General features: G+C 31.9%; 12 protein-coding genes. 10 read left to right on the forward strand and 2 right to left on the reverse strand.

What is annotated here, in order from left to right:
- The first annotated feature begins 67 nt into the window (after positions 1 to 67).
- The 4 genes from miaB (at position 68) to cotE (ending at position 4,066) form a co-directional block, all read left to right on the forward strand.
- Positions 68 to 1,510, forward strand: a complete 1,443-nt coding sequence (gene miaB / locus ACESR5_RS10085) for a tRNA (N6-isopentenyl adenosine(37)-C2)-methylthiotransferase MiaB (protein WP_087244203.1) — start codon at positions 68 to 70, stop codon at positions 1,508 to 1,510.
- Positions 1,503 to 1,838: a YlbF family regulator gene (locus ACESR5_RS10090; protein WP_206080655.1), complete on the forward strand. Its 336-nt coding sequence runs from the start codon at positions 1,503 to 1,505 to the stop codon at positions 1,836 to 1,838. The genes miaB and ACESR5_RS10090 overlap by 8 nt, the downstream gene beginning before the upstream one ends.
- A gap of 65 nt (positions 1,839 to 1,903) precedes the next feature.
- The gene (locus tag ACESR5_RS10095; protein WP_087244205.1) at positions 1,904 to 3,412 is read left to right on the forward strand and encodes an IMP dehydrogenase; all 1,509 of its coding nucleotides are present in this window, start codon (positions 1,904 to 1,906) and stop codon (positions 3,410 to 3,412) included.
- Positions 3,413 to 3,559: 147 nt separating this feature from the next.
- Complete coding sequence (gene cotE, locus ACESR5_RS10100; protein WP_087244206.1) at positions 3,560 to 4,066, forward strand: outer spore coat protein CotE; 507 nt, start codon at positions 3,560 to 3,562, stop codon at positions 4,064 to 4,066.
- Positions 4,067 to 4,330: 264 nt separating this feature from the next.
- Here cotE and ACESR5_RS10105 read toward each other — a convergent pair whose 3' ends face one another.
- Positions 4,331 to 5,515 carry an IS110 family transposase gene (locus ACESR5_RS10105; protein ID WP_373155434.1) on the reverse strand — a complete coding sequence of 395 codons (1,185 nt, stop codon included), beginning with the start codon at positions 5,513 to 5,515 and terminating at the stop codon, positions 4,331 to 4,333.
- 303 nt (positions 5,516 to 5,818) lie between these two features.
- Here ACESR5_RS10105 and mutS point away from each other — a divergent pair, with 303 nt between their 5' ends.
- The 5 genes from mutS to ACESR5_RS10130 are packed head-to-tail and all read left to right on the forward strand — an operon-like array spanning position 5,819 to position 12,367.
- Complete coding sequence (mutS, locus tag ACESR5_RS10110; protein ID WP_373155437.1) at positions 5,819 to 8,308, forward strand: DNA mismatch repair protein MutS; 2,490 nt, start codon at positions 5,819 to 5,821, stop codon at positions 8,306 to 8,308.
- 12 nt (positions 8,309 to 8,320) lie between these two features.
- Positions 8,321 to 10,135 carry a DNA mismatch repair endonuclease MutL gene (mutL, locus tag ACESR5_RS10115; RefSeq protein ID WP_289527680.1) on the forward strand — a complete coding sequence of 605 codons (1,815 nt, stop codon included), beginning with the start codon at positions 8,321 to 8,323 and terminating at the stop codon, positions 10,133 to 10,135.
- The gene (locus ACESR5_RS10120; RefSeq protein WP_087244209.1) at positions 10,135 to 10,494 is read left to right on the forward strand and encodes a phage holin family protein; all 360 of its coding nucleotides are present in this window, start codon (positions 10,135 to 10,137) and stop codon (positions 10,492 to 10,494) included. Before mutL ends, ACESR5_RS10120 begins: the two co-directional genes overlap by 1 nt.
- Positions 10,487 to 11,416, forward strand: coding sequence for a tRNA (adenosine(37)-N6)-dimethylallyltransferase MiaA (gene miaA, locus ACESR5_RS10125; protein ID WP_373155440.1), 930 nt, complete (start codon positions 10,487 to 10,489; stop codon positions 11,414 to 11,416). Before ACESR5_RS10120 ends, miaA begins: the two co-directional genes overlap by 8 nt.
- Before the next feature lie 33 nt (positions 11,417 to 11,449).
- Complete coding sequence (locus ACESR5_RS10130; RefSeq protein WP_373155443.1) at positions 11,450 to 12,367, forward strand: NDP-sugar synthase; 918 nt, start codon at positions 11,450 to 11,452, stop codon at positions 12,365 to 12,367.
- Between the two features lie 57 nt (positions 12,368 to 12,424).
- Here the strand turns inward: ACESR5_RS10130 and ACESR5_RS10135 are convergent, their stop codons facing one another.
- Positions 12,425 to 13,690 (reverse strand): replication-associated recombination protein A, encoded by a 1,266-nt coding sequence (locus tag ACESR5_RS10135; protein ID WP_373155446.1) that lies wholly within the window; start codon positions 13,688 to 13,690, stop codon positions 12,425 to 12,427.
- Between the two features lie 218 nt (positions 13,691 to 13,908).
- On the opposite strand from ACESR5_RS10135, the gene dtd reads away from it, so the two are divergent.
- Positions 13,909 to 14,361: a D-aminoacyl-tRNA deacylase gene (gene dtd, locus ACESR5_RS10140; protein WP_087244220.1), complete on the forward strand. Its 453-nt coding sequence runs from the start codon at positions 13,909 to 13,911 to the stop codon at positions 14,359 to 14,361.
- The last annotated feature ends 208 nt before the right edge of the window (positions 14,362 to 14,569 follow it).

Genomic DNA, 14,569 nt, shown 5'->3' on the forward strand with positions numbered 1-14,569 from the left:
AATGTCCTTATTTTTTTCTTTCTTATTTTGATTTATTTGGTATAATAAAGCAGAAAGTGGTGAGAAAATGAAAGATTATAGTCAATATTTTAAAGGTCCATCTTTAAAAGATGCCAAACATAGAGGAAAAGATGAAATACATCATATTAAAGATGCTTATGAAATACCAGCAGATATGGTTGGTATTGGAAAAGGACAGAAATACTTTATTCAGACATATGGTTGCCAAGCTAATGAACGTGATAGTGAAACACTAGCAGGTATTTTAGAAAGTTTAGGATACAGTGCAACTGATGAAATTAAAGATGCACAGGTTGTTTTACTGAATACTTGTGCAATAAGAGAAAATGCTGAAGAAAAGGTTTTTGGAAAAATTGGATATCTTAAAAAAGTCAAAAGAACAAATCCTAATATTATTTTTGGAATATGTGGATGTATGGCTCAAGAAGAAGTTGTTGTTAATAAGATTTTAGAAAAACATCCACAAGTAGATTTGATTTTTGGAACACATAATATCCATCGTTTGCCTGTTTTATTAAAACAAGCTATGTTAGATAAAGAAATGGTTTTGGAAGTCTGGTCTAAAGAAGGGGATGTCATTGAAAATCTACCAAGTCATCGCGCACATCCTTATAAAGCTTGGGTTAATATTATGTATGGATGTAATAAGTTTTGTACATATTGTATTGTGCCTTACACACGTGGTAAAGAAAGATCACGTTTAAAAGAAGAAATTCTTCAAGAAGTTTTAGAATTAAAAGAGCAGGGATATCAGGAGATTACATTATTAGGCCAAAATGTGAATTCTTATGGTAAGGATTTTCAAGATAATTATAACTTTGCTTCATTGTTAGAAGATGTAGCTAAAACTGGCATTCCACGTATACGTTTTACAACTAGTCATCCATGGGATTTCAGTGATGAAATGATTGATGTTATTGCTCAATATGATAACATTATGCCAGCGATTCACTTACCTGTTCAATCAGGAAATAGTGAAGTTTTAAAACGTATGGGAAGAAGATATACAAGAGAGGATTATTTAAAATTATTTGATAAGATTAAATCAAAGATTCCTGATTGTACTATCACAACTGATGTTATTGTAGGATTCCCTGGGGAAACAGATGAACAGTTTGAAGATACATTATCATTATATGAATATTGTGAATATGATTTAGCATATACATTTATTTATTCACCTCGTGCGGGAACACCAGCAGCGAAGATGGAGGATGATATTGACATTCATACAAAAGAACAACGTCTATATCGTCTCAATGATTTGGTGAATGAAAAAGCACTTAAACAAAATCAAAAATTTCTAAATCAGGTTGTAGAAGTTCTCGTAGAAGGAACATCTAAAAAAGATAATGAAATGTTAACAGGATATACAAAACATCAAAAACTTATTAATTTTAAAGGAAATCCTGAACATATTGGTCAAATAGTTCCTGTTAGAGTCACAGAAGTCAAAACATGGGCATTGAAAGGTGAAGAAGTTGAATAAACAAGTTCAAGAAAAGGCTGAAGCTTTGAATCAATGGATTTTAAATCAGGATATTGTCAAAGAATATCAAAGATATGAAAAGAAGATACAAAATGATGAAGTGTTGAAAGCTTTGGAGAAGGAGTTAAAACAAATGCAGCAGGCTATTGTAAAAGCTAAACATTTGAATAACGACTGTGAAAGTTTAATCCAAGCTTATCAGAAAAAGAAAAAATCGTTTGATGAAAATCCGTTAGTATATAATTATTTAGTGTTAAAAGAAGAAGTGAATGCATTATTAAATCAGATTCAAAATGATATTAATCTGGAATTGAAGAAAAAGAGTTGACGAAATCATGAAAAATCTATATAATTTCTTCAATAAATGACAATATAAGAAAAAGGAGAGAGATTATGGCATATTTTTTTGAAGAACCATCACATACTTTTAATGAATATTTATTGGTACCAGGATACTCAAGTGCTCAGTGTCAACCAAAAAATGTCAGTTTAAAAACACCATTAGTTAAATTTAAAAAAGGTGAAGAACCTGCATTATCGTTAAATATCCCACTTGTATCAGCAATCATGCAATCTGTATCTAATGATACAATGGCTATTGCTTTAGCAAGAGAAGGTGGAGTTTCATTTATTTATGGATCACAAACTGTTGAAGCACAGGCTGAAATGGTTAGAAAAGTGAAAAATTATAAAGCTGGATTTGTTCCAAGTGATTCAAATATTGCTCCTGATCAGACTTTAAAGGATGTTATTGCGTTAAAAGAAAAAACTGGACATTCAACTATGGCTGTGACTGAAGATGGAACACAAAATGGAAAATTAGTTGGAATTGTAACAGGAAGAGATTATCGTATTTCACGTATGTCTTTAGATACAAAAGTATCTGAGTTTATGACACCATTTGATAAATTGATTACTGCTAAAAGTGGTGTTTCATTGAAAGAAGCTAATGATATTATCTGGGATAATAAGTTGAATGCTTTACCAATTATTGATGATAATCAGAAATTAGAATATTTTGTATTTAGAAAAGATTATGAATCAAGAAAATCTAATCCTAATGAATTATTAGATGCATCTAAGAGATATGTTGTTGGTGCAGGTATCAATACAAGAGATTATGCAACACGTGTTCCTGCGTTAGTAGAAGCTGGAGCAGATGTATTATGTATTGATTCTAGTGAAGGATTCAGTGAATGGCAAAAATTAACAATTGAATGGATCAGAGAACATTATGGTGATAGTGTAAAAGTTGGTGCTGGAAATGTTGTTGATGCTGAAGGATTTAGATTTTTAGCTGAATGTGGTGCTGATTTCGTTAAAGTTGGAATCGGTGGAGGTTCTATTTGTATTACACGTGAACAAAAAGGAATTGGTAGAGGGCAAGCAACTGCAACTATTGAAGTTGCTAAAGCTAGAGATGAATATTTTAAAGAAACTGGAATTTATGTTCCTATCTGTAGTGATGGTGGAATTGTTCATGACTATCATATGACATTAGCTTTAGCAATGGGATCTGATTTTATCATGTTAGGAAGATATTTCTCTCGTTTTGATGAATCACCTACAAATAAAGTCAATATCAATGGACAGTATATGAAAGAATACTGGGGTGAAGGTAGCGCTCGTGCACGTAACTGGCAACGTTATGATTTAGGTGGAGATGCTAAACTTTCATTTGAAGAAGGTGTTGATTCTTATGTACCATATGCAGGTCCATTAAAAGATAATGTTGGTTTAACACTTGCCAAAATTAAATCAACTATGTGTAACTGTGGTGCTTTAACAATTCCTGAATTACAGGAAAAAGCCAAAATCACTCTTGTTTCTTCAACAAGTATTGTTGAAGGTGGAGCACATGATGTTGTGTTGAAAGATTCAACACCATCACATAATCAATAAGATACTTCATTTGAAGTATCTTTTTTTTATCATGTTTATGATTATTGATTAAGGGAATTCACGAACTCACTGGTTAATATTTGATGAATATATTAAAAAATTGTGGTAATTAAGGAGATTTATCATATAGTATATAGAGGTGGGTTTATGAGTCATAATATTAGAGAGATCTATACAAAAGCGATTGTGGCTAAAGGCAAAAAATTATCTAGGAATACTTACAATTTTACTTTGAGTCATTTACCTGATGATATACTGGGGTGCTGGATTACTAATCATCACTATGAAGCCGCTATTAAAAATAAGATTCCTAAAATTGTTGGTACTTTTGATATTCACATTTGGTACAGTTATCATGATGAAATGGATTCAATTGTAGAAAAACATCAGGTCACTTATATTGACGACATGCAGGTTACTAAAAAGGAAGATCGTGAATTTGAAAATAGTGATCAGGTCAAAGGGAGATGTTTAGAAAAACCAAAATGTTTATCGGCTACGCATGCATCAAAAGAAGTGACAATTGAAATTGAAAAAGAAATGCAAATTGAAATTAGTGGAGAAACATGTATTAAAGTAGAAGTGAAAGATGAAGAAGAAATTTGGGATGATTTAGAAGATATTGAAATCAATCCGCATTTTATTAAAGGCTAGTATAGGAAGATGCTTTTTGCATCTTTTTTTTGTATGGAATCTTTTCTTTATTTTACAAAATATGCTATAATGTGGAAGTTATAAAGGAGCTAACTATATAAAATTCAAGTCATTTGATGAAAAAGTTTGAAAATGTTAAATGATTTGATTATGGTAGCTAATCAATATGTAAGATCTTTGAAATGTGAATATGATTTGTGTTTTTGGGCATGACGAAAATAGCCTATGGAATAGACATTTTTTGAATACGGTTTCATTCTATTTCTATCTCAGTAACGATGCATCAAACTGCTGATTTGTCGTTACCAGATGATAGATAACTCTCAACAGCTTCCTGATGCAATGTCCCTGCGCACAGCGATGACTTTTTCCCTGTGAGCGTTTAAGGTCGTAGTAATCCTTGAAGACCTTGTTGAACCTGATGACTGGCACAATGACCTGATATAACGTCTTTCTTAAATAGCCCGATCCCTGCTTGGTTATGGCACTATGCTTGGCTTCGTACTGACTTGATTCGTAGTGAAATGGGGCGACACCCGCTGCCTTTATTATCTTTGAAGGCTTAGAATAGTTGAAAATATCTCCATATTCTGCTAGAATTGATGTACCAGAGAAATGCGAAATTCCTGGTACGGAGATGATAGGAGAGTTTAAGTCAGTGGAAAACTCTTCTATTTTTTTATCTATTTCTTTGAGCTGATCATTAAGCAGTTCGATATGAGCCATCAAATGCTTGATCTGCATCTCATCAGCCAATGAAGAGATGCCAACAGATGTTTTTGCACTTTCCTTCAGCTTTTCAGCAGTCAGAGAAATGCGATTGCCTCTGCCGGTAATATCAAAGCATTTGCGTAATGTTCTGATGTCAGCCTGTGCAATAGCCTTTGCACTGCCGAACTGTTTAAGAATAGACATATAGACTTTTCCGTACTTGGATTTAAAAAGTGAGTTATATTCAGGAAAAACAAGATCTATGCATTTCTGCAGACGATTGGAAAGAACATTGATCTGTTCCTTGAGGGAATGATGCAACCTAGTCAGCTGCTTCTGTTCATAAAGGTCAAATTTCTTAGAAGACGTCAAACGATAAGGTTTCTTGAGTTTATTTGAGCTTAATATATCGCATATATTAAGAGTATCAAGTTTATCGTTTTTAGTGATGCCACCATCCATTCTACGATTGAGATCGGTAGTTTTAGGATTGATCAAAGCGACGTTGTAGTTCTTCTGTAAAAGAAAGCGCAATAAAGCGAAATGATAATGACCAGTATCTTCCATACCGATAAGAACGCTATCAACAGGATAGAGAGCGATCTGAGAGATAAGGAATTCAAAACCCTGAGCATTATTAGAGAAAGCGACAGGCTGAAGAATAATTTCACCAGTCAACTTGTCAACGATGCTGACGAAATGCTTGTGCTCTCCAATATCAATACCAACTAATTTCATAAAAACCATCCTTTCAAATAAATTTCATGTGATGTGGTACCCACAACACTTAGACCATAAAACCTGGTTCAAAATGCGAATTCAAAGACTCATCTAACTCATCGTTATTGAGGAATAAGTGAGTGGTCCAAACCTCCTTGAAGTAGTCAAAGCCACACGGAAAAATACAAATCCACAAACACATATTTCAATTTTACATATAAACCTAAACGTCATCAACTACGTATTAATAAAGTTGATAGAAAGGAGAAGGTATATTTTAATGACTGATAAATGAGTCAATTATAATATACCAGGAATATTATGAAGCAAAAATATTCACCAATGATGATGCAATACTTGGAAATTAAAGAACAAAATCAAGATGCTATAGTGATGTTTCGTTTAGGTGATTTCTATGAAATGTTTTTTGATGATGCTATTGTTGTATCTAAAGCATTGGATTTAGCTTTGACTGGAAAAAATGCTGGGGTTAAAGAAAGAGTTCCTATGTGTGGAGTTCCTTTTCACTCAGTCAGTGGCTATATTCAAAAACTTATTGATTTAGGACATAAAGTAGCAATTGTAGAACAATTATCTGAACCTGGAAAAAAAGGTATTGTCAAACGTGGCGTTGTTCAAATTATTACTCCTGGAACGATTATGGATACGTCTTTAAATGAAAAAAGAAATAATTATATTGGGGCTTTAGGTATTTTTGATTTTAACTATACTTTGGCTTATTGCGATATTTCAACAGGTGAATTCTATGTTGTCAATATTGATAAAAAGGAACATGTTCTTAAAAACTATATTGATTCTTTAGGGTTGAAAGAAATTGTTGTTCAAGATGATTGGACAATGGAGGGTTTATTTATTTCACATTTTGATAATGATAAATTTAATGAAAACTATAAAAAAATCTTTGATTCAATAACTGATCTAAAACAAACCAAAATATGTTCTTTATTATTAAATTATATGTTGGATACTCAAAAAAGAGAGTTAGAACATATACAAAAAATTCAGGAAGTAAAAACTGAAGATTATATTTATATGGATTCTTATACAAAGAAGTCATTAGAATTAATAAAGAATTTAAATAATGAAAGTTATGGGACTTTGCAATGGTTATTAGATGATACAAAATCAGCAATGGGTGGTCGTTTATTAAGACAGTGGATTGAAAGACCATTGGTTAATCAGGAAAAAATTGAAAAACGTATGGATATCATTGAAATATTAATTGATAATTTCATTGAACGTGAAACTATTAAAGATATTATTAATGATGTATATGATTTGGAAAAATTAGCTGGACGTATTGCTTTTGGAAATGTTAACGCCAGAGATTTAAAATGGATTGCTTCTTCTTTAAAGGTGATCCCAGAATTGAAGCATCAGCTTTTATCATTAGATCATCCTTATACGCATGAATTGGCGAATCAACTCATAGATTTATCACATTTAACCCAGACCATCGATGAGGCCATTATTGATAATCCTCCATTGACATTAAAAGAAGGTGGATTGATTCGCTCAGGTTATAATCAGGAATTAGATGAATTGAGATATATTCGTGAAAATGGAAAACAATGGTTAAGTGAATTTGAAGCTAAAGAAAGAGAAAAAACAGGCATCAAAGGCTTAAAAATAGGTTATAATCGTGTTTTTGGTTATTATATTGAAGTCACAAAAAGTTATTTACCAATGATTAAAGATGAGTTTGAATATACACGTAAACAAAGTATTTCTAATGCTGAACGTTTTGTGACACCAGAGCTTAAAGAAATGGAAGCTAAGATTTTAAGTGCTAATGATAAAATTGTTGCGCTAGAATATGAAATTTTTGTACAAATGCGAGAATATATTAAAAAAGATGTCCATTTGATTCAAGATGTTGCCGCAGTAATTGCACAAATTGATGTCTATCAATCCTTGGCCTCAAAAGCAAGTGCATATGGATATGTCAGACCGACTTTTAATCAAAATCATACTTTAAATATTGTCAATGGCAGACATGCAGTGATAGAACAAGTTATCTCTCGACAAAATTATGTACCTAATGATATTCATATTCCTGAAGATCAATCTATTCTATTGATTACAGGACCTAATATGGGTGGTAAATCTACGTATATGCGACAAATTGCATTAAGTGTGATTATGGCACAAATTGGTTCTTTTGTTCCAGCAGATGAAGCGAATATGCCTATCTTTGATCAAATTTTTACCCGTATTGGTGCTAGTGATGATTTGATTTCTGGACAATCAACTTTCATGGTAGAAATGCTTGAAGCAAATAATGCTTTACGTTATGCAACCAAAGATTCATTAATTATTTTTGATGAAATTGGTCGTGGGACAGCAACTTTTGATGGTATGGCCATTGCCCAATCCATTATTGAATACATTGCAACATCTATACAGTGTATAACTCTGTTTTCAACACATTATCATGAACTGACAATGATGGATGCATCTTTCCATATTCAAAATGTACATGCCAGTGCTTCAATAGAAGATGATCATATTGTTTTCCTTTATAAGATTAAACCAGGGAAAAGTCATCGCTCTTATGGTATTAATGTTGCTCAATTAGCGAAGTTACCAGAAGAAGTTATCCAACGCTCTCAAGTGATTTTAGAATCTTTAGAAAATAATAATATTGAAAAAGTTATTAGTGAAAAACAAGAACCTCAAATGATTACAAAAGAAAGTGCAGTGGAAAAAGCTTTAGAACGTATTGATCCAATGTCATTATCTCCATTAGATGCTTTAAGTACATTAATTGAATTAAAAAAATTATTATAGTGAGGTGAGAAAATGGGGAAAATCAGACAATTAGATGATATTCTTTCTAATAAAATTGCGGCTGGGGAAGTTGTAGAAAGACCATCAAGTGTCGTCAAAGAACTGGTTGAAAATAGTATTGATGCCGGTGCTTCAAAAATTGATATATTCATTGAAGATGGTGGTATGCAAAAAATAAAAGTTTGTGATAACGGAGAAGGCATGGAAGCAGTGGATGCACGTTTGTGTTTTTCTAGGCATGCGACAAGTAAAATTAAGGATGATCGAGATTTATTCAATATTATGACATTAGGTTTTAGAGGAGAAGCTATTCCTTCTATCGCCTCAGTCAGTCGCTTTGATTTAAGAACTTCAACGGGCTTGCAGGGAACATCTATTGTTTATGAATTTGGTAAGTATCAGCAAGAGGAAGTTTGCGACTTGCCTAAAGGGACACAAATCACTGTTACGAAACTCTTTCAAAATGTTCCTGCCAGATTAAAATATTTAAAATCTGTTAATAGTGAATTTGCGGCTATTCATCAATATGTAGAACGTATGGCATTGGCTTATCCTAAAATAGCTTTTCATCTTTATCATAATGATAAGGCTATTTTTCAAACGAATGGAAAAGGACAGCTCTTAGAGGTCATTGCTAATATGTATGGAATTGCAACAGCTAAAAATATGTTGCCATTGCATCTGCAGACTGATGAATTTCAAATAGATGGATATATCAGTAAAATAGATACATCACGTGCATCTAAAGCTAATATTATTACTTTGGTTAATCATCGCTATGTTAAAAATATCATGAGTATAGATGCTATTAATAATGCCTATCGTTCTTATTTGGCTGATAATCGTTACCCTATTGCTGTTGTCAATATTGAAGTTGATCCTTATTTGGTTGATGTCAATGTTCATCCGTCTAAATTAGAAGTTCGTTTTTCTAAAGAATATGAATTAAGAGATTTAATTTATAATGGTGTCAGTGAAACATTGAGACAGGTCGATTTAACATATGAAGCTAAAAATAAGCAAACAGAACGAGAAACTTTCAAACCACAATTAGATCAAATGACATTGCCAATTTCAGAAGAACCGCCAATTCAAGAAACACCTTTATGGACTCAGTCAACTGTTTCAAAAGACAATCATAGTGTTGAAGAACCTGTTTTGGCATATCAAAGTCAAGAGGTGCAACAGGATGTTATCATACCTGAAAATCCACAACCTATGATGAAGGAAGAAAAAATAAAACCTATAAAGGAAAAAATATATGCGAAAGTACAGATTCATGGAACTTATTTGATTGGTGAAAATGAAAAAGGAATGTATCTGGTTGATCAGCATGCTGCTCAGGAAAGAATTAATTATGAATATTATAAAGATAAATTTGCCAATCTTGATTTGACAATGCAACCATTGATTGTTCCATTACAATTTGAATATCCAATGAGTGAATTTCTTATTTTAGAAGAAAGAAAAGAGATGCTAGAAAAAGTAGGTATTCATTTAGAAGTATTTGGGCAACATGGTTATATTGTAAGAAGTTTACCACTGTGGATGAAAAAAATTGATGAGAATGTATTTGTAGATGAAATGATTCAAGAAGTTTTGCATAAAAATCATTTAGATGTTGTTGCCTTGCAAGATCATGCGATTGCAACACTTAGCTGCAAAGCATCATTAAAAGCAAATACGTATTTATCACAAGCGGATATGCAGACTATTTTTGATAATCTTATGCGATGTGATAATCCATATGTTTGTCCACATGGTAGACCAACAATTATTTTTTACAGTAGTTATGAATTAGAAAAATTATTTAAGAGGGTGGTTTAATGCGTAAAAGTATTTTTCGTTTAGTCTTAGAATTTCTTTTAGGTGGTGCTGTTATTATGCTTACAACATATCTATTTCCAGAAGTGTATGTGAAAAACTTTGGTGTTGCTTGTTTGATTGCTATTGTTTTAGCTTTGTTAAATACGTTTATTAAACCTCTATTAACTTTTATAGCTTTTCCTATCACATTATTAACTTTAGGATTGTTTCAGTTGATTATTAATGGTTTTGTATTAGAAATAGCTGAAATGATTTTGGCTCCAGATTTTTATATTCCTTCTTTTGGTCTCACAATTATTATATCGGTTATCATCTCTATTTTATATAGTTTACTGGGAATTGGTAAAATCAATGAATAAAGTGATTGTTGTTGTAGGACCAACAGGTGTAGGAAAAACAAGAATGGGAGTTGCTTTAGCAAAATATTTCAATGGTGAAGTGATTAGTGGAGATTCCATGCAAATCTATAAAGGAATGGATATTGGTACGGCTAAAGTGACTCATGAAGAAATGCAGGGAATTGTTCATCATTGTATTGATATGTTAGAGCCGGATGCTTATTATAGTGTGAAAGATTTTCAAACTCAGGTTAGAAAAACGATTGATGAAATTGTCCAAAGAGGAAAAATGCCTATTATTGTTGGGGGGACTGGTCTTTATATTAAAGCGGCCTTATATGATTATACTTTTAATGATACAGAAGACCATCATGAATTCTTTAGAAAAAAATATGATCATTATAGTCACGAAGAACTCTATGAATATTTAAAATCAATAGATCCTAAGAGTGCTTTGGAGCTTCATCCACATAATCGTCAACGTGTTTTACGTGCTATTGAAATATATGAGCAGACTGGTCAAAGAAAAAGTGAAATTATTGATGCTCAACAACATATTTGTTTATATGATGCCTATTTTGTTGGCTTGACTATGGAAAGAGAATGCCTATATGAAAGAATTAATCAACGTGTTGAATCTATGAAGCAACAAGGATTAGAACAGGAAGTTTATCAATTATATCAAACCGGATTGACAAGGGAAAATCAAAGTATGAAAGCTATTGGATATAAAGAATGGTTTGATTATTTTGATCAATTGATTAGTCGTGAGGAAGTGTATGAAAATATCAAAAAACATTCACGACAATATGCCAAAAGGCAATATACATGGTTTAGAAACCAATTTCCTGTTCACTGGTATGATGTGGATTTAGATTGTTTTGATCATACGATTCAAGAAGTTATTAAAGAAATTAAAGAAGTATTTATTGAAAATATCTAACAATTATTTTTAAATTCGATGAGGGAAAATAATATGAAAAAACCAATTTTAATTGTTATGGCTGCAGGAATGGGGAGCCGTTATGGTGGTTTGAAACAAATTGATGCAATTGATCAGGATGGATATACCATCATAGATTATTCACTTTTTGATGCAAAAAGAGCTGGATTTGAAACTGTAATATTCGTTATTAGAAAGGAAAATGAACAGGTTTTTAAAGAGGCAATAGGATATCGTATAGAAAAAATAATGAATGTTTATTACGTTTATCAGGATCTTGCTGATATTCCAATTTCATATTGCGTTCCTGAAAATAGAGTGAAGCCATGGGGAACAGCACATGCAGTATATTGTTGTCGACATTTTATTGAAGGCCCTTTTGCAGTTATTAATGCAGATGATTATTATGGAGTAGAGTCATTTGGGATGATTTATGATTATTTATCTCAATATTGTCAATATTCAACCAAAGAAATAGCGATGGTTGGATATTGTATTGAAAAAACTTTATCTGAAAACGGAAGTGTAGCTAGAGGGATTTGTGAAGTTAATGAATATGGATTCGTTAATCATATTACAGAACGTACACAAATCAGATCGGATGGAAATGAAATTTTATATCATGAAGATGGGTCATGGCACTCTTTAAAAAATGGAACAATTGTGTCTATGAACCTGTGGGGTTTTCATCAGGACATTATAAGAGAAATTGTTGAAAGAATGTCATGTTTTTTAAAACAGAATTTAAATTCAAATCCTCTTCAATGTGAATATTTTTTACCTGAAGTTGTAAATGATTTGTTGGAAGATAAAATAGTCAAGCTTAAAGTTTTAAAAACACCTTGTCAATGGTATGGAATGACTTACCAGGCTGATAAAGCTATTGTCAAAAATGCTATTGCAAAAATGAAAATAGATGGCGTTTATCCACGACATCTATGGGAGTTATAAAAATATTAAAAAGTCTATTCTTATATTGTAGTATTTTAAAAATAGACTTTTTTTATATTATTTTTGTTTTTTATTTAGTTCTTTTATTTGATTGGTACGTCCATGTTTAAGTATACGACGATAGTTTTCAGCAAGTGCTTTTTCATAAGAACTTGTCATCCATGGAATATAAAATTGTTCTTTTTTGATTGGATCAGGAAGATATTGAATATATTCCCAAAGTTCGGGACGATTATAGTTATATTTTTCATCTTCTTCAAGTCCTACAGGTGTTAATCGTAAATAGTTTGGTGCTGGATAAGGATGTTTAGCTAAAGATGCTAAAGCAGCATCAATAGCCGCTTCAGATGACTTCGATTTTGGTGATAGGCATAAATCAATAATAGCGCTTGCGATAGGAATGCGTGCTTCAGGGAAGCCAATAACTTTAGCTGCCTGAAAAGCGATGACGGTACGCATGCAGGCATTTGGATTAGCTAAACCTATATCCTCATATGCTGTTGTAATAACTCTTCTTTCTAAAGATTCTATGTCACCAGCTTCTATTAATTTTCCTAGATAGTACATTGCACCATTAGGGTCACTACCACGTATAGATTTTTGTAAACCACTTAATGTATCATAATATTGATCTTCATCTTTATCAAATTGAGCATTAGCCTTAAATAAAGATTTTTGAACAGTATCTAAAGTAATAAGTGAATCCTCAGAAAGAATGGTGCTGATTTCTAAGCAGTTATAAGCATAACGAATATCACCACTACTTAATTGAGCAATATATGATAAGACACCATCTTCAACTTGATATGCATTATTCAAACCATTTTCTGCAGTTAAAGCACGGTTTAATCCAAGAATAATATCGTCTTGACTTAAAGGTTTAACTTCTACTATCTGACAACGCGAACGAATGGCAGGATTGATAGAATGATATGGATTTGCTGTTGTACATCCAGCAATAATAAGTAATCCATTTTCAATATGGGGTAAAAGGTGATCTTGTTTATCTTTATTAAGACGATGAACTTCATCAATAATGACAAAGAGTTCACCGGAAAGTTTTGCTTCTTCAATGATTATATCCATTTCTTTTTTGTTTCCAGTGGAAGCATTAAAAAGGCGATATGGAATATTTAAATCGTTAGCTAGAGCTGATGCAATTGTTGTCTTTCCGCATCCAGGTGGACCATAAAGAATAGTCGACATAGGATGTTTCTTTTTAACAAATTGAGAAAATAAAGCATTTTCTCCGACTATATGTTTTTGACCAAGAACATCTTTTAAAGATGTTGGACGCATACGATGTGCTAAAGTTGTTGCCATAAAATCTTTCCTTTTTCTATGATTTTGATATAATGATTATAGCATTTTTCAAGGTATAAGGATAGGTGAAAAATGCGAAAATGAAATTTGTTGTGAATATTGATACTAAAAATATTTTATAGAGAAATGTACTCAATTGATTTGAATTAATGCAAAATTAGGTTTTGATTATAGGGTTTGTATCTCATTAATGGAGATACAGGAAAATGGAGGATATAATGAAAGTTGTCGTTCAAAGAGTTAAAGAAAGCAGTGTTACAATTGATGGGAGTGTATATGGACAAATACAAAAAGGATTTATGGTTTTGGTAGGTTTTTGTCAAGATGATACAAAAGAAATTGTCGATAAGATTGTTGATAAGATGATTGGCTTACGCGTTTTTGAAGATGAAAATGGGAAAATGAATCTATCTTTGCAAGATGTTCATGGGAGTATTTTATCTATTTCTCAGTTTACATTGTATGCGGATTGTAAAAAGGGAAGAAGACCTAGTTTTATTCATGCTGCAAAACCTGAATATGCTATACCATTGTATGATTACTTTAATGAAAAGATTAAAGAACATGGGATTGAGTTGCAGACAGGTGTATTTGGGGCTGATATGAAAGTTTCGCTTATTAATGATGGACCAGTAACAATTATTTTAGATAGTCAGGAAATTTGTAAGTAAATTTATACTATAAATAAGAAAATTGAATGTTTTAAAGGAAAAGACGTTTATTTTCTAAGAAAAAAGTAATGATTAAACCATCAAAAAACAAAAAAAAGAAAAAAAGTAAAAAAAAGACTTGCAAAGGCAAGGGATAGATGGTATTATAGATGAGCACTCGACGAGAGGGCACAGGGACATTGAAAACTGAACAGTAAACACGTCAATA

Source organism: Clostridium sp. AUH-JLR23 (assembly GCF_964238065.1).
In the GTDB taxonomy this organism is placed as follows: Bacteria; Bacillota_I; Bacilli_A; order Erysipelotrichales; family Coprobacillaceae; genus Allocoprobacillus; species Allocoprobacillus merdigallinarum.

What these genes read in the sequence shown, in the direction of transcription:
- miaB (WP_087244203.1), top strand. Translation starts at nt 68, where the DNA reads ATGAAAGATTATAGTCAATATTTTAAAGGTCCATCTTTAAAAGATGCC.
- ACESR5_RS10095 (WP_087244205.1), top strand. Translation starts at nt 1,904, where the DNA reads ATGGCATATTTTTTTGAAGAACCATCACATACTTTTAATGAATATTTA.
- cotE (WP_087244206.1), top strand. Translation starts at nt 3,560, where the DNA reads ATGAGTCATAATATTAGAGAGATCTATACAAAAGCGATTGTGGCTAAA.
- ACESR5_RS10105 (WP_373155434.1), bottom strand. Translation starts at nt 5,515, where the DNA reads ATGAAATTAGTTGGTATTGATATTGGAGAGCACAAGCATTTCGTCAGC.
- mutS (WP_373155437.1), top strand. Translation starts at nt 5,819, where the DNA reads ATGAAGCAAAAATATTCACCAATGATGATGCAATACTTGGAAATTAAA.
- mutL (WP_289527680.1), top strand. Translation starts at nt 8,321, where the DNA reads ATGGGGAAAATCAGACAATTAGATGATATTCTTTCTAATAAAATTGCG.
- ACESR5_RS10120 (WP_087244209.1), top strand. Translation starts at nt 10,135, where the DNA reads ATGCGTAAAAGTATTTTTCGTTTAGTCTTAGAATTTCTTTTAGGTGGT.
- miaA (WP_373155440.1), top strand. Translation starts at nt 10,487, where the DNA reads ATGAATAAAGTGATTGTTGTTGTAGGACCAACAGGTGTAGGAAAAACA.
- ACESR5_RS10130 (WP_373155443.1), top strand. Translation starts at nt 11,450, where the DNA reads ATGAAAAAACCAATTTTAATTGTTATGGCTGCAGGAATGGGGAGCCGT.
- ACESR5_RS10135 (WP_373155446.1), bottom strand. Translation starts at nt 13,690, where the DNA reads ATGGCAACAACTTTAGCACATCGTATGCGTCCAACATCTTTAAAAGAT.
- dtd (WP_087244220.1), top strand. Translation starts at nt 13,909, where the DNA reads ATGAAAGTTGTCGTTCAAAGAGTTAAAGAAAGCAGTGTTACAATTGAT.